Source organism: Oscillospiraceae bacterium, assembly GCA_035380125.1.
Taxonomy (GTDB): Bacteria; Bacillota; Clostridia; order Oscillospirales; family JAKOTC01; genus DAOPZJ01.
This window is the reverse complement of sequence record DAOSWV010000015.1, coordinates 1-15,755: the sequence shown is the minus strand read 5'-3', so window position 1 is coordinate 15,755 and position 15,755 is coordinate 1. Positions and strand designations below refer to the sequence as shown.

General features: G+C 51.3%; 18 protein-coding genes, 1 pseudogene and 1 riboswitch. Of the genes and pseudogenes, 5 read left to right on the top strand and 14 right to left on the bottom strand.

The features are described 5' to 3' along the window. Positions 1 to 110: 110 nt before the first annotated feature. From PK629_07410 to PK629_07375, 8 genes are all read right to left on the bottom strand, one after another. A complete protein-coding gene (locus PK629_07410) occupies positions 111 to 1,031 on the bottom strand; it encodes a YafY family protein (GenBank protein HOP11301.1) in 921 nt (306 codons plus the stop codon). A gap of 164 nt (positions 1,032 to 1,195) precedes the next feature. Next, entirely contained in the window at positions 1,196 to 1,828 is a 633-nt protein-coding gene (locus tag PK629_07405) for a flavin reductase (GenBank protein ID HOP11300.1), read from the bottom strand. 158 nt (positions 1,829 to 1,986) lie between these two features. After that, positions 1,987 to 2,841: a glycerophosphodiester phosphodiesterase family protein gene (locus tag PK629_07400; protein HOP11299.1), complete on the bottom strand. Its 855-nt coding sequence runs from the start codon at positions 2,839 to 2,841 to the stop codon at positions 1,987 to 1,989. A 58-nt stretch (positions 2,842 to 2,899) separates the two neighbouring features. Next, on the bottom strand, positions 2,900 to 4,237 hold the full coding sequence (locus PK629_07395) for an MFS transporter (GenBank protein ID HOP11298.1): 1,338 nt from the start codon (positions 4,235 to 4,237) through the stop codon (positions 2,900 to 2,902). Positions 4,238 to 4,341: 104 nt separating this feature from the next. Then, positions 4,342 to 5,583: a hypothetical protein gene (locus PK629_07390; GenBank protein ID HOP11297.1), complete on the bottom strand. Its 1,242-nt coding sequence runs from the start codon at positions 5,581 to 5,583 to the stop codon at positions 4,342 to 4,344. A gap of 32 nt (positions 5,584 to 5,615) precedes the next feature. After that, the gene (locus PK629_07385) at positions 5,616 to 6,584 is read right to left on the bottom strand and encodes an ATP-binding protein (GenBank protein HOP11296.1); all 969 of its coding nucleotides are present in this window, start codon (positions 6,582 to 6,584) and stop codon (positions 5,616 to 5,618) included. Between the two features lie 31 nt (positions 6,585 to 6,615). Further along, complete coding sequence (locus tag PK629_07380) at positions 6,616 to 7,560, bottom strand: DnaD domain protein (GenBank protein ID HOP11295.1); 945 nt, start codon at positions 7,558 to 7,560, stop codon at positions 6,616 to 6,618. Then, a complete protein-coding gene (locus PK629_07375) occupies positions 7,550 to 8,368 on the bottom strand; it encodes a hypothetical protein (protein ID HOP11294.1) in 819 nt (272 codons plus the stop codon). Before PK629_07375 ends, PK629_07380 begins: the two co-directional genes overlap by 11 nt. A gap of 115 nt (positions 8,369 to 8,483) precedes the next feature. Between PK629_07375 and spoIID the strand changes: the two genes are divergently transcribed. Beyond that, complete coding sequence (gene spoIID, locus PK629_07370) at positions 8,484 to 9,542, top strand: stage II sporulation protein D (protein ID HOP11293.1); 1,059 nt, start codon at positions 8,484 to 8,486, stop codon at positions 9,540 to 9,542. 53 nt (positions 9,543 to 9,595) lie between these two features. Here the strand turns inward: spoIID and secG are convergent, their stop codons facing one another. Next, entirely contained in the window at positions 9,596 to 10,057 is a 462-nt protein-coding gene (gene secG, locus PK629_07365; GenBank protein ID HOP11292.1) for a preprotein translocase subunit SecG, read from the bottom strand. Positions 10,058 to 10,289: 232 nt separating this feature from the next. Here secG and PK629_07360 point away from each other — a divergent pair, with 232 nt between their 5' ends. The 4 genes from PK629_07360 (at position 10,290) to thiT (ending at position 12,608) form a co-directional block, all read left to right on the top strand. Next, positions 10,290 to 10,661 carry an anti-sigma factor antagonist gene (locus PK629_07360; protein HOP11291.1) on the top strand — a complete coding sequence of 124 codons (372 nt, stop codon included), beginning with the start codon at positions 10,290 to 10,292 and terminating at the stop codon, positions 10,659 to 10,661. Beyond that, positions 10,612 to 11,091 (top strand): anti-sigma F factor, encoded by a 480-nt coding sequence (gene spoIIAB / locus PK629_07355; protein HOP11290.1) that lies wholly within the window; start codon positions 10,612 to 10,614, stop codon positions 11,089 to 11,091. The genes PK629_07360 and spoIIAB overlap by 50 nt, the downstream gene beginning before the upstream one ends. Before the next feature lie 4 nt (positions 11,092 to 11,095). After that, positions 11,096 to 11,782, top strand: a complete 687-nt coding sequence (locus tag PK629_07350; protein HOP11289.1) for a sigma-70 family RNA polymerase sigma factor — start codon at positions 11,096 to 11,098, stop codon at positions 11,780 to 11,782. Positions 11,783 to 11,813: 31 nt separating this feature from the next. Further along, a riboswitch (TPP riboswitch) is annotated at positions 11,814 to 11,938 on the top strand. A 112-nt stretch (positions 11,939 to 12,050) separates the two neighbouring features. Then, entirely contained in the window at positions 12,051 to 12,608 is a 558-nt protein-coding gene (thiT, locus tag PK629_07345) for an energy-coupled thiamine transporter ThiT (GenBank protein HOP11288.1), read from the top strand. Between the two features lie 139 nt (positions 12,609 to 12,747). Here thiT and PK629_07340 read toward each other — a convergent pair whose 3' ends face one another. The 5 genes and pseudogenes from PK629_07340 to rplS all read right to left on the bottom strand — a co-directional run bounded on the left by PK629_07340 (position 12,748) and on the right by rplS (position 15,511). Further along, complete coding sequence (locus PK629_07340; protein HOP11287.1) at positions 12,748 to 13,095, bottom strand: YraN family protein; 348 nt, start codon at positions 13,093 to 13,095, stop codon at positions 12,748 to 12,750. Further along, positions 13,093 to 13,683: pseudogene (locus tag PK629_07335) on the bottom strand (ribonuclease HII). The gene PK629_07340 and the pseudogene PK629_07335 overlap by 3 nt, the downstream one beginning before the upstream one ends. Further along, on the bottom strand, positions 13,680 to 14,522 hold the full coding sequence (gene ylqF, locus PK629_07330) for a ribosome biogenesis GTPase YlqF (protein ID HOP11286.1): 843 nt from the start codon (positions 14,520 to 14,522) through the stop codon (positions 13,680 to 13,682). Before ylqF ends, PK629_07335 begins: the two are co-directional and overlap by 4 nt. After that, positions 14,519 to 15,076 (bottom strand): signal peptidase I, encoded by a 558-nt coding sequence (gene lepB, locus PK629_07325; GenBank protein HOP11285.1) that lies wholly within the window; start codon positions 15,074 to 15,076, stop codon positions 14,519 to 14,521. Before lepB ends, ylqF begins: the two co-directional genes overlap by 4 nt. 93 nt (positions 15,077 to 15,169) lie before the next feature. Then, a complete protein-coding gene (gene rplS / locus PK629_07320; protein HOP11284.1) occupies positions 15,170 to 15,511 on the bottom strand; it encodes a 50S ribosomal protein L19 in 342 nt (113 codons plus the stop codon). Between the last annotated feature and the right edge of the window lie 244 nt (positions 15,512 to 15,755).

The following is a 15,755-nucleotide window of genomic DNA, read 5'->3' as shown; positions in this document are numbered from 1 at the left end:
ACACACCAAACCACAAATCCCGTAACTTTTTTCTATGTCCTTAATCGTCATAATAACCTCCGCTATTTTGTTTTGTTTTATTTTAACAGAAGAATTACGACAACCTAATGTCATAGTTTTTGATATAATTTTACAAGGCCTTCGGCAGCGGTCAGAATGCGATGCCGGATGTGTTCGGGTTCGAGAACTTCGACGCTGTCGCCGAGTGAGAGCAGCATGCTGAGCCAGAAGGCCTCGCTCTCTATGACGTGTAGGGTCATCAACGCGTCGCCGTTTTCGAGTTCTTCTGTGATGACGCCGCTCAGGTATTCAATTGCACGTGCTTTAGCTTCGGCTTTACAGCGTGCTTTGACGGTTGTGACAGGGCGGGGATCCTTTTGATCAATGGTATGCAGGATAACATCAGCGTTATCGTGTTCGCGGGTGAAAGTGCTGTCGGTGATCTCGAGGTCGTGCATACGGACGAGTTTATAAGTGCGATAGTCGCCACGGACGCGGGAATAGGCCAACAGGTACCAAGCATACCAACGATAAACCGCCGCGATGGGTTCAACAGTGTGGGTTCGGGTCACGTTTTCGGCGTTGGTATAGGAAAAGCTGACCGCGTGTTTTTGGCGGATAGCTGTTTGGAGGGTTTGAAGCAGGTGCTCCTCGCCCTCGCGCAGGATCGAAAAATCCAGAATGATACCGCTTTCGTCGGGACCGGAGAGCGCAGAGAGCTTTTCAAGCGTTGCGCTGACCTTCGGATCGTTGGTGGCGGTTGCGAGGCCGCGCAGCGCCGTGAGGATATGGGCGTAATCCGCTTTTGTGGCCGCATGGCGCTCCATCGAAAAAGTGTCGGTCAGTTCGTAACCGCCGCTTGCGCCGGTGTCGGCAATGACGGGAATTCCGGCAAGGCAGAGGGCGTCAATGTCGCGCTGGATGGTGCGTACCGAGACCTCGAACCGGCGCGCAAGTACGCTGGAGGAGGTCTTGCCGTGATTAAGCAAATACACAGTGATGGCATACAAGCGATCGATTTTCACACACATTCTCCTCTGTGTTTATAAATGTAGGGGCGGATAATATCCGCCCGCATGGAATAACCACTGTTATCGAATCGGAAGGGATAATATATTACTCCCTCTTACATAGAATGTCTTTCATTATTGTAACGGGCGGATATTATCCGCCCCTACAGTGATACCGATACCTTTTATTGCAATGGCTCAAAGTCCTGCGCGCCGTGGCCGCAGACGGGGCAGATGATGTCCGGAGGCAAGGGCTCGCCCTCGTAAATCCAGCCGCAAATTTTGCAGACATAACCCTTTTTGCCATCGGCTTTGCCGGCGGACTTTGCGGCGGGTTTGGGCTTGATGTGGTCAAAATAATACTGATAAGTGACCGATTCGCCGTCCGAGAGAATATGCGCTTCGGTCGTATCGGCGACGAACAGGGTGTGGGTGCCGAGGTCTTTGGAAAAAGTGACTTTACCCGAGAGCAGCGCATTGGCGTATTTAGTCAGATACAGCAGGCCGTTTTCGGAGCGTTCGACATCGGAAAAACCGTCGAATTTATCCACGTTGCGGCCGCTTTGATATCCGAAACGCCAATAGAGTTCATAAGGGGCGTCGGTGGTGAGTGCCGAGACGTTAAACAGGCCGGTCTCAGCGATCAGTTCATGGGTCAATGAGGCTTTGTTGACCGTGACGGCGAGCTGCTTGGGTACGTCGGTAACCTGTATGACAGTATTATTAATGCTTCCATCTTGTTTTTTGTTGTTACCTGAGCTTAAAAGGTACAGGCCGTAGCTGAGTTTGAAAAACGCGGCGTTTTGGAGTTCGGGCATATTTTTACCTTTCTTTCATAGTGATTCAAGAAGTATGCAACGCAGAAAATAAGGAAGTTGGAAGCGTTCGCTATGCAGCGAACAGTCAGCAGCTTTTATAACGCGTTTTAAACGCGGGGAAACCGATTTAGATGGTTTCCCGATGACATTCCTGGCGGTCATTCATCTCCGATCAAGTCTTTCTTTTCAAATTTTTCAAAGATGATCGTATCAAAATTCTTCTGCGCATGGGCGAACTGCTTGTCGCCGCGTGCTGTCCATGCTGCCAAAAAGGGCTTATATACGGCGCGGCAGAGCCGGAAACCCCAGGGAGAAAGATCAGTGAACTTATAAGCGATAAAATCGGGGCGGGAGAAGACATTGATCAACAGATGACGCATCATAAAACGCTTGAATCGGGCTTGTCCGTTATCGATGCGCATTGCGGATGAAAGCTGACCCCGGATGATCTCGGGGCGGTTTTTAATAAACCACCCGGTGATAAACGGGCTGAATGATTCCATACACCAATCGCCCCGATAGGTATCCATGAGTCTACAGGTCTCAAGGCATAATTCAGGACAGCTGTTGCCGGAATAGGGTTTGATCTCACAGATAACAGGGACGCCGCCGAGCACTTCTAAAACCTCGGAGAGCAGCGGGATATGCTCGTCCGTTCCGCTGAGCCGGTATTGTCTGAGTTCCTTGTAAGTCAGGTCGAGAACCTTTTTATCGACATCGCACATGTAGTTCAGATCACCGAAATGCAGGACTACGATCTGTTTGTCTTTTGTGAACTGAACATCGAGTTCGACGCCGATATTTGCCTCTTTGGCAGCTTTGAACGCCGCGAGTGAATTCTCGGGAATGCCGTTGCCGTGCAGGCCGCGATGGGCAAATTTTTTGCCGCGAAACGCAGAATAATCTCTTTTTTTATTCGGGGCGATTAAGAAAAGAACGAGCAGGAACAAAAACAGTGCGATTGTGACAAGAATGATCAGAATTTTTAATAAAACAGGCACTATGACAGCCATCCTTTGATATGAGTTTGTGAAATTCCGTATTTACACTTTCTGTTGTGAAAGGGAGACATTAATCTCCGACATCGAGCATTTCGAGTTTTTCCTTCGCGGGCTTTGGTTTATTGTCACCGTGTTTGACAAAGATCATCGTCACGAACGACAGCGCCACAAACAGCGTGCCGTAGGGGAACAGCGTCCAGTAACCGATGTATTGGAGCAGATAACCCGAGGCGATGGGCGTGATGGTCTGAGCCGCCATCGAAAACGTGTAATAATATCCCGTGAACTGGCCGATATCCGAGCCCTTGCACATCTCGACGACCATCGGCAGCGAGTTGACGTTGATCGCCGCCCAGGCCAGTCCGATCAGCACAAAGAGCACATAGAGGATCGGGGAGAACTGGTCGGAGGCTTGTGTGAAGAGATAGCCGGCGAAAAAGCAGGACGCCAATAATACGATGCCCGCCATGATGGTCTTTTTACGCCCGATTTTGGAGGCCAAAATACCGATGGGGATGTAGGAGACGATGGCACCGACTGTGGCGACCGTCAGGCACATGCTCGCGTCGCCGAGTGACATATTCCACTCCTGCTCGGCGTATTTGGTGAAGGCGGTCGTGATGGCGTTATAGCCCATGAACCAGAGTGCAATCGAGGAAAGGATGAAGCCCAAGCTGCGTTTCACATCTTTGGGCAGGCTGGTTTTGCCGGTTTTTTCGTCGGTGACGACAAGATTTTCTTCAGGGTGAGCATCCTCATACACTTTGGTCTCAGCATAGAGTTTCGGTTCCCGAATGGTGAGAAATAAAATCACTACCGAGACAACCATGATGGCGGAGACAATGATGAATAACGGCTGATAATTGACGTGTGCAAGTCCCTCGGTGCGCTTTTTGGAATATAAGAAGGTGGTCAGGATTAAGTAGATAACACCGCCGACCGCACCCATCAGGTTGATGACGGCGTTTCCTTTGCTGCGCAGCGGTTTGATCGTCAGATCAGGCATCAAGGCGACCGCAGGGGAGCGGTAAACACCCATCGAGACCAGCAGCAGACCGAGTCCGACGATGAAGAAAATCTTAAGCAGTTCGGTCGGGGTGGAAAAATAGGCGTTGTCAAAGAAGGGCAGGAAGTTCATCAAAATGACCGCAAGCCCTGTTCCGATCAGGATAAACGGCATTCTGCGTCCGATTTTCGTGTTTACACGGTCGGAAAATGCCCCGAACAACGGCAGCAGAAACAGCGCTAACACGTTGTCGGCGGCCATAATGATGCCGGCGGCACCGTCGCCGATTCCAAACGTGTTTTTCAGAATCAGAGGGATGACGTTGTCATACATCTGCCAAAACGCACAGATGGACATAAAGGCCAGACCGATCAGAATCGTACGCTTGTAGTTGAGCTTCATCATAATTACAGCCATCCTTTTATAAAATTTAAGGGATCTTTTGTATGATTGAATTTAAAACACAAATACCCGCTGAATCATGAGATGATTCAGCGGGTACATCATTATGCCTTAGCGACTTCCATTGCGATTTTCTCCCATTCGACCAGACGGTTGAAGTCGTGTTTTATGGTGCTGACGTCTTTGAGGATGAATTCGACCGGACAATTATTGCTCTCGGCAGCTTTTTTGATGTTCGTCAGATAGGCGCGTACCATATCTCCGTCAAAAGTCGGGGCGGCAAGATGCGCAGGATTAGGCTTTGACGAGAAGACATAGTCGCCGGCGATGGCGGCTGCACCGATTTCCGGCGTCGTCCATGGGCTCATGCTGACCTTGCGGACATTCGGGATTTTGCGGACCTGATCCATTTTGCGGTCGAGCGGGTCACAGCAGCCGTAATAGACCAGACCGAGATGCTGAGCCCACTCTTTGCAGTACTCGACTTCAAATTCCTCGAACATGGCCGGAGAAACGGTAGAGAGCATCTGTGCAAGCCCGTAAGCCCAGGTGTCGCTGGCGCGCACATGATTGGGATCAAAGCCGGGCTTGGGCAGCTCGTCGGTAAATGCGCCGGTGCAGTGGATGTATTCCTGATTGTATCCGAGCAGTCCGCGTTTTTCGAGTTCAAGCAAATTGCCGACATACAGGTCGGTGAATTTACGCATGATTTTATGGACAAATTCGGGGCGCTCCATCATATCGTACAGCGGATTTTCGACACCGCGGTACATCGAGAGGTGATCCCAGATGTCGTTAGGCGGATTGACGCCGTTTAATATAACCGGCAGGATACCGTCGAACAGTTCGTGCGCCTCGGCCAGATGTTTCATGGTCGATTCTTCGTTGTAAACGATGGGCTTGGGTGTGAGGGCGTCAACGATCTCGTCGGTCTCGAGCTGGTCGTGATAATAATGCCCCTTGACTTCGCTGCTCTCTTCAACGCTGGCGGTATCTTCGTCAACCCTGAGGCCGAAATCATGAATGCCGCCGACTTCTTTGGTGACCGTGAAATTGTCTTTTATAACCGCGTCGGCAGGGAGATATTTAAAGCGGAACAGCATCCGGCGCATCATCTTTTCGGCCCGCTGCCAATAGGGGTCGGAGGTCACGACGCCGGTCAGTTCCTCCTGGGGGAATTCGTTCCAGGGCAGCTGATCGATGATGACCATCGGGCGGATCGGTTTCAGTCCGTTCAGCGCCCGCCAGCCCTTTTCGCGTTCGGCGTTGACCGGGTCGCAGGCGGCCTCGTGCGTCTTTTTGGCGAGTTCCCGCAGTGCGGAGATTTCTTGTTTGTTGAGATTCATGAGTAGAACCATCCTTTCACATTTGAAAGATTTTATTTATATTTTTTAATGATGCGGACATCTTTTCCGGTAAGCAGAAAATCGGCATATTCGCCCATAATGCGCGAGACCAGCCGCCGGGGATAGTGCTCATCGAGTTCGCCGGGTTCGAGGTTGGTGCTGATGATCGTGGGTTTGCGGGCGAGAAGACGGTCATTGATAATCGTATACAACTGCGATTGGATAAAAGCGTTGAGGTATTCGGTGCCCAGATCATCTAAAATCAACAGATCGCAGTTTAATACCGTTTTTAAGGCGTCGGTGTCTTCATTATTGGAAAACCGTTCGCGGTCGAGTTGGGCAAACAGGTCGTTGGCCGGAATGTAGACCACCGAGAACCCGCGTGCAAGCACGACCGAAGCCACCGAAAGCGCAAGGTGGGTTTTGCCGAGTCCCGGCTGACCCCAGAGCAGCAGGCTCTTGGACGCCGGAGAAAAATTGGATGCATAACCGCGCAACTTGTTATAGATTTGCGTCATTCTGGCGCGCGGCGATTCTCCGAGCTTCGGGTCGTTTTTATCGTCGTAAAAAGTGAGGTCGAATTCCTCGAACGTATGTAACTTCATCGGGGAACGTTCGTTCAGGGAGCGGGTGTTGAGCTCGGTGATGAGCTTTTGCACGCAATCGCAGCGTTTTCCGTCGGTGATGCCGGTATCCTTGCAGACCGGGCAGGAATAGATCGGATCGAGCCAGTTTTCGGGCTTGCCGAGGGATTTTAAAATCTTCGCCTGTTCAGCACGAAGAGCCTGAGAACGGTCTTTCAACTTGGGCAGATGATCGGTATTGCCGGATAGCACAACACGCACAATAGCGGCAACGAGTTCGGAATTTTCGGTTGAAATATCAAAAATGCGCGGATTCAGCCGCCGGCATTCCTCAAAACGCCGCTGCTGTTCGCGCAAATTCCGTTCGCGGACGGCGGCGAGTTCGTCTGCCGCTTTTCGCAGGATATCCTCGTTCATCGACCGCACACCCCCATGGTTCTATTTTACATCAAACGTCTTTAATAGACAAGGCATTTTTCAAAAATTCATCGTTTGCAGCCTCATCTGTTTTTTTACGAGAGGCCTTTGTAAAGCGGTTTTGTTTGAAGATCTTGGCTTGTTCAAGGGTGGCGACTCCGTTTTCACTCCAGGTATGTAAAATCTTATCGATATATCGAAAATCACGTTTTCCGGTTGCCAGTGCACACTGGGAATAGGCCTCGGCAATCATCTCGCCGTCGAAACCGAGTACGGCTACCCAATCATTGGCGTATTCGCGTTCGCGGGCCACGAGTTTTCTCCCCGTGATGTCCAGCGCTTTAGTGACGATTTCGTCGGCACGGGATTGAGAGGCCAGCGCTTTGAGCTGTTCGTCGGCTTGCTGCTGGGTGACGATGCCTCGTTCGCCCCAATCCATCGCGACTTTTTTTATGTAGGCCATTGAGGTCTTTCCCACTGAAGAGCAGTAGCCGACCAGCAGGATCATAATATCGATCGGAAGGCCCGAATAATCGCAGACCGAGACCATTTGAGAGACTTCGTTCTGGGTCAGCAGTCGGCCGAAGCACTGCTGCATCTGTTCAATTAAGAATTTTAATTCCTCACTGTCTTTGATACGTCTGGCGGCCTCGTCGGAGGTCATAATCGGAACCGCTGCGATACTGGCGGGCAGTGGCTTTTTTAACGTCGGTTTCGGTTCCGGCGTCACCGCAGCAAGGGTGAGTTTACCGCCGCAGCGTGAAAACAGGCCGCAGTCGACCCAATAGACCAGCGCGTCGCGCAGTTCTTTTTCTTCACAGCCCAATTGGGATGACAGTGTATCAGAGTGGAATCCGCCTTCGGTGAGAAGGGTAAACAGGATTTTCAGGGACAGCGCACCGGCGTTTTGGATATAGGGAGCTGCGGGTTTCAGAAATTCAAAACCGCCGGAAAAATCCACGATTTCAAATTTCAAGGTCCGTCACCTCCGCCGGTATTTGAAATTTACGATCAAGTATTAATGAGAGCCAGATGAAGTACCCGCCGAAAAACGCTGCGAACAGAAAACTTGACAGCAACATCCCGCGGTAGACATTATGATGATAAATCAGCCAGAAGGCCATGTCCGAGATCGAGAAAATCACCATCATCCCGCTGCAGGTGCGCAACCCGGCCGCATTACGCTGCAAGCCGACTTTTCCGGCCATTGTGATATAGCAAAATGCCAATGTTGTAAAGACAGCGGTTCCGAGTCGCGGCAGATAGAGCGAGATATCGGGCAGGGGGATGAAAAAGGTGCATTCAGAGACCAGATAGGCAAAACCCCAAATGGCCGCAAAAGTGGTCGAAAGGTTTTTAAATACGGAATTTTTAACAGAACCTGCTGCCAACAGCAAACCCCCGACAACAAGGCCGATGATTGAAAAGGCCATGCGCGTCATTAAAAACGGGCCCTGAGTGACTTCATCGAGCCGATAGAGGTATTGGTTATATTCGGGATAGATGTTGATAAAGGAAACGGCAGAGATAACCAGCACCGCTGCTCCGAAAAAGAAATACTCCCAAGACGTCATGATAAAACGGCCGGGTTCGGTTTCGGTGAATTGCTTTTTACCGGTGACATGCAGCCAGATTAATGCAGCCAAGATCAGAATTGCGTAGGCATAACCCAAAAGATCACGCGTAATGACCTCGGCAGTGCCTTTGGCCGCGAAAGCATTGACTGCTGTCATCACTGCGCCGAAAATTACGCAGACGGCAAAAGTCACGGTGTTTTTTTTCAAACCGGATATCCCCTTTCGTGACGGAGCCCGACGCATACCGCGGACAGGTTCCGAATATCTTTAGTGTTGTCGATGGCATCGACCGATGTAAAAATTCCGAGGGAGGAATCATAAAATGAGTAAATTGAAAACCGGCATCGCTTTTGCGGTGGTTTGCTTGATTACAGCGCCGTTGATCGCACAGGTGGCGTCAAAGCTGAGCGAACCGGTTGAAACGGTGAGCGCTTCGGAAGTGACAACGGCTTCGGAGATCCCTACGATGTCGCAGTTTTTCGAAGCGATTTATGCGGATCTGGGTACGGGAAGTTCTTCGGAGGCGGCCGGAAATGAGTCGGACTATAAGGTCTATTTGGCCGCGAGCGGCAAGGTCGTGACTCTGACGCCGAAAGATTATCTGCGCGGTGCGGTAGCTGCCGAAATGCCGCTGGAATATCCCGATGAGGCCTTGAAGGCTCAGATTATTACGGCACACACCTATGCGGTGAGTTATAAAATCCGAGAGCGCAGCAGTCCGACGGCTGCGTTGGCCGGGGCTGATATTTCCGATGATCCGGCGGTCGGTCAGTCGTATATCAGCGATACGGAGATAAAAACGCTGTATCCCGACGATTGGGAGGAACGGATCGCGCATCTTGACGAGCTGATCGAGGAGGTGGGCGATCTGATTATGATTTACGAGGGCGAGCCGATTGTCGCGACCTATCACGCCATCAGCTGCGGTATGACCGAGAGCGCGCAGAATATCTGGGGCGCTTATTCACCGTATCTGGTCAGCGTGGACAGTTCCGAGGACGAGGATTCGCCCGATTTTTTGTCGAAGGTGATGCTCGGTGAAGACGAAGCGGAAACGGTGCTCAAGGCGGCCGGATGCGAACTGTCGTCGGAACCGAAAAATTGGTTTTCCGAGCTTCTGAGGACGCCTGTCGGATATGTCAGTGCCGCCAAAATCGGCGGAGTTTCGCTGACGGGGGCACAACTGCGTGAGATGTTCGGATTGCGTTCGGCCTGTTTTGAAGTGACTTATAAAAACAGCGTCTTCACGTTTACGGTGAAGGGATGGGGTCACGGCGTGGGGATGAGCCAATATGGGGCCGGCGCGTTGGCAAGGGCGGGGAAGACTTATTCGGAAATATTGAAAACCTATTATAAGGGAATCTCATTTTGTGAGTTGTGATGAAAGCCGCCGCAGCGGGCAGGCCCGCTGCGGCGGCATTTTTCACGGATTCATCAGCCCTCGCTGACAGTGGAAACCACCGAGCTGGTTTCGACAGAAGATTCAGCCGAAGTTTCGGTAGAGGCTTCAACAGAGGTCTCTGTTGAAGAGGCGAGCACGGTGCTGAGCATGGATTCAAGTGCGTCCATCTCGGAACTTGTCGCAGAAGTCTCTTCGGAGGAAACGACGCTGCTTGTCTCATCAGAGGTCGTTTCATCGGAATTGTTGGTGACATTGATGAAAATATTGATTGCGATCGCAAGGACGAACATCGCGACCGATAAAATCACCGTAATTTTACTGTATGCGGCTTCTTTGGTGCGGCCGCTGTTTTTGCTGTAATAACTGTCCGAAGTATCTGCCTGAAATGCGTTGGCAGAGGTGCTTGCTCTCTCTTTTTGGAGCAAGATTACAACGGTGAGCACGATGGACACCACCAGCAGCAAGGCGCCGATGACGTATTCAAAAACGCTCATGAAAACTCTCCTATCTGTTGATGCTTCCTCGATAAAAGGCGCAAGGGCTATTATAACATACCGACCTTATTTTTGCAAGTGTTTTAATTTGAAAAATACAAAATAATCAATTTTTTGACTGTGTAGCGAAAATATAACCCGCTGTTTCACACAGTCAAGATTTCGACAGGTTTTTCGCGCGTGCTGCGGTATGCTTTCAATATGACATCGGCAAAAGAGGGAGGAGAAAGAGATGCTGATTAAAATTTCGCTCGATAAAGTGACTGTTTATCTGAGCGGGGAGATTGACCATCACGAAGCCGCACGTCTGCGGCCTCAAATTGACGATGCGCTTTTACGTAAACGCCCTACAGAGACCGAACTGGATTTTTCCGACGTGACTTTTATCGACAGCTCGGCCATCGGATTGGTGATGGGTAGGTTTCGCATTGTCGAGGCCTGGAGCGGGAAAATCGCAGTCAGCGGATTGACAGCGCGCCAAAAAAGAGTGATGAAATTGGCGGGGTTGGATCGGATCGCGGAATTCAGGGAAAGTGAGAAAGGGGATAACGGACATGAAAGTGGTCAACAGAATGCGGCTGACGGTTCCGGCCAAGTCGGTTAATGAGAGTTTTTTACGGGCGATTGCAGGCTGCTTTGCGGCACAGGCGGATCCGCCCTGCGATTTGATTTCCGACGTCAAGACGGCTGTGAGCGAAGCGGTGACCAATTGTATCGTACATGCTTATCCAAACGGCGGGGGCGAGATTATCATGGCGGCCAAACTGACTGCGGATGGGATGCTTTACATAAAGATCTCGGACAAGGGCCGCGGAATTCCGGACGTTAAGAAAGCCATGGAACCGTTGTTTACCACATCAACCGGCGGCGAACGCTCGGGCCTCGGGTTCACTGTGATGCAGCAATTTACCGACAGCGTCTCGGTGCGCTCCAAACCGGGCAAAGGAACTGCGGTGACGTTGAAAAAGCGGCTCATTGCCCCGGAAGCCGAAAAAGGACCCGGCAGGAAAGGGCATCAGGGTGCCCGGAATTGAAAAAATGAAGAGTACGGAAAATGAAAAACTCCGCTCTCCCCAGCGCGAAAAGCTGATTACAGAGAACCTCGGTCTTGTCCGCGCTGCCGCACATCGGTTCCGAGGCCGCGGGATTGATTACGATGACTTATATCAAGCCGGCTGCGTGGGGCTTTGCAAGGCAGCGGACGGGTTTGACCCCGAACGCGGGCTGCGCTTTTCAACTTATGCTGTTCCGGCGATTTTGGGCGAGATCAAACGGCAGTTCCGAGACGGCGGCAGCGTTAAAGTCGGTCGGACTTTGAAGCAGCTCTCGATGAACGCGCTGAAAATACGGGAGAGCTATTGCCATGAACACGGCTGTGAACCGACGGTATCGGAACTGGCCGCGCTTTTAGGCGTGGAACCCGAGACAGCGGCCGATGCGATTCAGGCCGCCGCTCCGACGATTTCTTTGACGGTCAGCAATGATGAAGATGAAGCGACCCAGCTCGACATCCCCGTCCCGTTCGAGGAGGAAAAACTGACCGACCGTATCTCGCTGATCAGGGCGATGAAAGAACTCGAGGAGGACGACCGTGAGTTATTGCGGCTGCGCTATTTTTGCATGCTGACTCAGACCGAAGCGGCAAAACGGCTTGATATGACGCAGGTGCAGGTCTCCCGCCGGGAGAAAAAACTATTGTTGTTTTTGCGAAAACTGCTGGGTTGACAATTTAATAAAATGTGCTAGAATAAAAACATAACTGCATTGGGGTGCCGACAAACGGGTCGGCTGAGAGCGGGTCCCTTGCCCGAAACCCATAGGCCGTTTGGCCTTGAACCTGATTCGGATAATGCCGACGGAGGTACATGCTTCAAGCAATGACTGTAAAGCCGTCGATATTTTATCGGCGGTTTTTGTTTATATCATGGGAATGCAGTTTAAAGCTTGAAAAACGAATTTTTCAAGCTACTACATTTATAAAGGTGGTATAAAAATGGCAACAAAGAAAATCAGAAACAAAAAGTTGTTGGTGCTGACAGAGGGCGCTATTATGGTTGCGTTGTCCGCAGTGCTCAGCTTTCTGCGCATTCGGATCGGCGCGGAGGGCGGTTCGATCGACTTCGCGATGATTCCGCTGATGGTCTATGCGCTACGGCGCGGCGTCTGGCCGGGATTCATGGCCGGTGCGGTAGCCGGTATGATTCAGTATTTCAGTGAAGGTTATGCGGTCAATATTTGGTCGTTGATTATGGATTATCCGTTGGCTTATATGATGATCGGGCTTGCGGGTCTGATGATGTTGAAAAAGAGCTCCGGCGGCTGGGCCGTGGGCGCTGTGATCGGCGGATTTGCGCGTTATATCGTCCATATCGTGAGCGGCGTGGTCTTTTATGCGAGTTACGCGTCGTCGACGGTTTGGATTTTCAACACGCCGACGGTTTGGATTTATTCGACCGCTTATAATGCACTCTACATGATCCCCGGCATTGTGATTTCGACCATAGCTTGTGCAGCGTTGGCAAAACCGCTTTCTAAGGCGCTGATGGAGTGAGAGAATTTAAATCAGTAGGGGGAATGGTCTTGACCATTCCAAAACGCCGATGTTCCGGCGTTAAAGCTCTTATATATGCCTTCGTATCGTCTTACAGGCGCGGAACGGTCAAGACCGTTCCCTACAACGCATACAGTTTTTAAAAGGCGTTTTCGATAAGGGTGATTTCGTCGCCGAGAATTTCGACGATATCAAAGCAAAACGGCATTTTGCAGCCGCTTTGGGACAGCCAGTACATGGCGGCCGTCCTGAGGCGGTTTTGTTTTGCCGTATTGACCCAGGCCGCGGGCCGTTCAACCTTATCGTTTGCGCGCTGTTTGACTTCGACGATATGTACGAGAGCGTTCTTTTCGGCAACGATATCCAACTCGCCCTCGGTGACTTTGAAATTGCGTGTCAAAATGCGGAAGCCGCTGTTTTCGAGAAAAATTGCGGCGGCATCCTCGCCCTGCGTGCCTCTGTTCGGAGCAGGGTGTTTTTGCGCCAGATTCTTTAAAAAGGTCTTTCGATGAATTTCGCAGGGACCGAGTTCGGCGATGGCCTCATAATGTGCTTTGACGGGATAACCGAAGTGTTGTTCAAAACCGTATCCGGGGTATTTTTCGGCCATGACGGTCATGTAACGATCCCGGCTGACTTTGGCTAGAATCGAGGCCGCGGCGATGGCAGCCGATTTGCCGTCACCCTTGACAATGGGGCGGCAGATGCCGGCGATTTTGGGATGGCGGTTGCCGTCGACCAGATAGATATCAGGCGTGGTGTTCAGCTGCGCGGCGGCTCGGCGCATGGCGAGCATAGAGGCTTGGAGAATGTTCATCGCGTCAATTTCTTTTTCATCGGAAAAAGCGACCGCCCAGTCGAGCGCGTTCGCGGTGATTTCGTCATATAGAATATTCCGCTTTTTGGCGGTCAGTTTTTTGGAATCGTTGAGGAATTCCGGCTCAAAACCCGACGGAAGTACGCAGGCAGCGGCGTAGACTCGGCCGGCAAGCGGGCCTCTGCCCGCTTCATCGAGTCCGCAGACGACGGGATATCCCCCGCTTATAATTTCTTTGTCGAATTCGTAGAGCGTCATGGCTTTTCGAAAGAGACGGCACCGAGTTTTCCGGCGCGCAGTTCGTCCAATAACATGGTTGCGCAGCGGTCATAATCCGGCTCTCCGCCTTTGATTAACATTCCGCGTCTTTTACAGATACGTTCGAACAGTTCCAGCGGCGTGCCGTCGAGGTCGATATCATAACGCGCTTTGAGCGTTTCAGGTTCGGTCTGGGAGAGGTATTCGAGCATTTTTAAAGCGAGTTCGGCGGTGTCAAGCACGGTGTCTTTGATTGCGCCGGTCAATGCAAGCCGGACGGCTGCGTCTTTATCTTCGAATTTCGGCCATAAAACGCCGGCAGTATCCATGAGTTCGAATTCGTTATCAACCGTAATCCACTGGCGGGCCCGGGTGACGCCGGGGCGGTCTTCGACACGGGCTTTTTTGCCGCCGGCAAGCCGGTTGATTAATGCCGATTTGCCGACATTCGGGATGCCGCAGACCATCATTCGGACGGTTTTGCTCATGCCCTTAGCCTGATCGCGCGCGCGTTTTTCTGCGAGCAGCGAAAAAGCGGCCGGTTTGATTTTATCGATACCGTAACCGCTTTTACAATCGGTGATGACCGCACCGAGACCCTGCGCCCGGAATTTTTCGGCCCAGGCGATGGTGATCTTTCGGTCGGCGAGATCGGATTTATTTAAAATGATCAGCCGGGGTTTTCCGGCTGCGATGGAGTCGATATCGGGATTGCGTGACGACTGCGGTAAACGCGCATCAAGCAATTCCGCCACCAGATCGACGAATTTGAGCTGTGCCTCGATCTCGCGGCGGGTTTTGGTCATGTGACCGGGGTACCATTGAATATCGGTTCTCATGTGAATTGTGAAGTCATCTTGTCGAAGGGATAAAATCGATATATGACTTTTCCGATAACAGCTTGGAGTTTGATCATGCCGATCTCGGTATAACGGCTGTCATAAGAATTGTTGCGATTGTCTCCCATGACGAAGATATAACCCTCTGGAACAACAACGGGGTAGATGACGTTGCCCGTCTCGGTGGTGGGTTCGAGAATATAGGAATCATCGAGCGCCACATCGTTGACATAGACCTTCCCGGCTTCTGCGTCGACCACGATCTTGTCGCCGGCTAAGCCGATGACACGTTTGATCAGGGGTTTATGAAAGAGCTTGCTGTCAAAGACTGCCACGACATCAAGCCGCTGCGGTTCATAGAGGATGTTGGCGGCAAACACGCGATCGTGATCTTGAAAGGTGGGGAGCATCGAATCGCCGTCTACCACCGCATAGCGAAAGAACAACATTAAAACGACCACCAACACTGCGGTGACCTTGACCATACTGAGCATAAAATCAGCTAAGTTATAGGTAAAACCGTATCTCGGCTCGCTCTTTGCGTCGTCTTTCATCGTTTCGCTTCGTTTCCCTTCAGGATTTCGGCTGGTTCAAAAACAGTCGTAATATGACAACTGCGGAGACGACGTCCCCGCAGTGTTTGCTCTTTAGAGTTTTTCTTTGACCTTGGCGGCCTTACCCACGCGGTTGCGCAGATAATAGAGCTTACCACGGCGGACGGAACCTTTGCGCACGACTTCGACACCCGCGATGTTGGGGCTGTGAATCGGGAACACGCGTTCGACGCCGACGCCATAAGAGATGCGGCGAACCGTGAACGTCTCGGAGATGCCGCTGTTTTTGCGGGCGATAACCGTGCCTTCGAAGATCTGGATTCTTTCGCGCTCGCCCTCTTTGATCTTAACCGACACTTTGACGGTGTCGCCGATCGAAAACTTGGGCGGCTCGGCCTTGAGGCAGGAATCCGTCATTACTTTAATCAGATCCATTACTTTTTTACCCTCCGTATTTTACCGGCATTCATGGTCAGTGCTTTCATACGCGTCCGCCAGAGGAATACCTGCGTTAATGTTTTTGTCATCAACCCCCGGCAGGAATCGCCGGAAACAAATGCTCAAGCATTATAGCACAGTTTTTCAGCGATTGCAAGCGTTTTTATGAAGATTCACGGAAGTAAAGTGTAGGATTACAATTGATGTGTTACAAAAGGGAGGAGGAAAAAAAGAGTAGCGA

What these genes read in the sequence shown, in the direction of transcription:
- lepB (HOP11285.1), bottom strand. Translation starts at nt 15,076, where the DNA reads ATGAAAGACGACGCAAAGAGCGAGCCGAGATACGGTTTTACCTATAAC.
- ylqF (HOP11286.1), bottom strand. Translation starts at nt 14,522, where the DNA reads ATGAGAACCGATATTCAATGGTACCCCGGTCACATGACCAAAACCCGC.
- spoIIAB (HOP11290.1), top strand. Translation starts at nt 10,612, where the DNA reads ATGAAAGTGGTCAACAGAATGCGGCTGACGGTTCCGGCCAAGTCGGTT.
- PK629_07360 (HOP11291.1), top strand. Translation starts at nt 10,290, where the DNA reads ATGCTGATTAAAATTTCGCTCGATAAAGTGACTGTTTATCTGAGCGGG.
- secG (HOP11292.1), bottom strand. Translation starts at nt 10,057, where the DNA reads ATGAGCGTTTTTGAATACGTCATCGGCGCCTTGCTGCTGGTGGTGTCC.
- PK629_07350 (HOP11289.1), top strand. Translation starts at nt 11,096, where the DNA reads ATGAAGAGTACGGAAAATGAAAAACTCCGCTCTCCCCAGCGCGAAAAG.
- PK629_07405 (HOP11300.1), bottom strand. Translation starts at nt 1,828, where the DNA reads ATGCCCGAACTCCAAAACGCCGCGTTTTTCAAACTCAGCTACGGCCTG.
- spoIID (HOP11293.1), top strand. Translation starts at nt 8,484, where the DNA reads ATGAGTAAATTGAAAACCGGCATCGCTTTTGCGGTGGTTTGCTTGATT.
- PK629_07410 (HOP11301.1), bottom strand. Translation starts at nt 1,031, where the DNA reads ATGTGTGTGAAAATCGATCGCTTGTATGCCATCACTGTGTATTTGCTT.
- PK629_07395 (HOP11298.1), bottom strand. Translation starts at nt 4,237, where the DNA reads ATGAAGCTCAACTACAAGCGTACGATTCTGATCGGTCTGGCCTTTATG.
- thiT (HOP11288.1), top strand. Translation starts at nt 12,051, where the DNA reads ATGGCAACAAAGAAAATCAGAAACAAAAAGTTGTTGGTGCTGACAGAG.
- PK629_07385 (HOP11296.1), bottom strand. Translation starts at nt 6,584, where the DNA reads ATGAACGAGGATATCCTGCGAAAAGCGGCAGACGAACTCGCCGCCGTC.
- PK629_07390 (HOP11297.1), bottom strand. Translation starts at nt 5,583, where the DNA reads ATGAATCTCAACAAACAAGAAATCTCCGCACTGCGGGAACTCGCCAAA.
- PK629_07400 (HOP11299.1), bottom strand. Translation starts at nt 2,841, where the DNA reads ATGGCTGTCATAGTGCCTGTTTTATTAAAAATTCTGATCATTCTTGTC.
- rplS (HOP11284.1), bottom strand. Translation starts at nt 15,511, where the DNA reads ATGGATCTGATTAAAGTAATGACGGATTCCTGCCTCAAGGCCGAGCCG.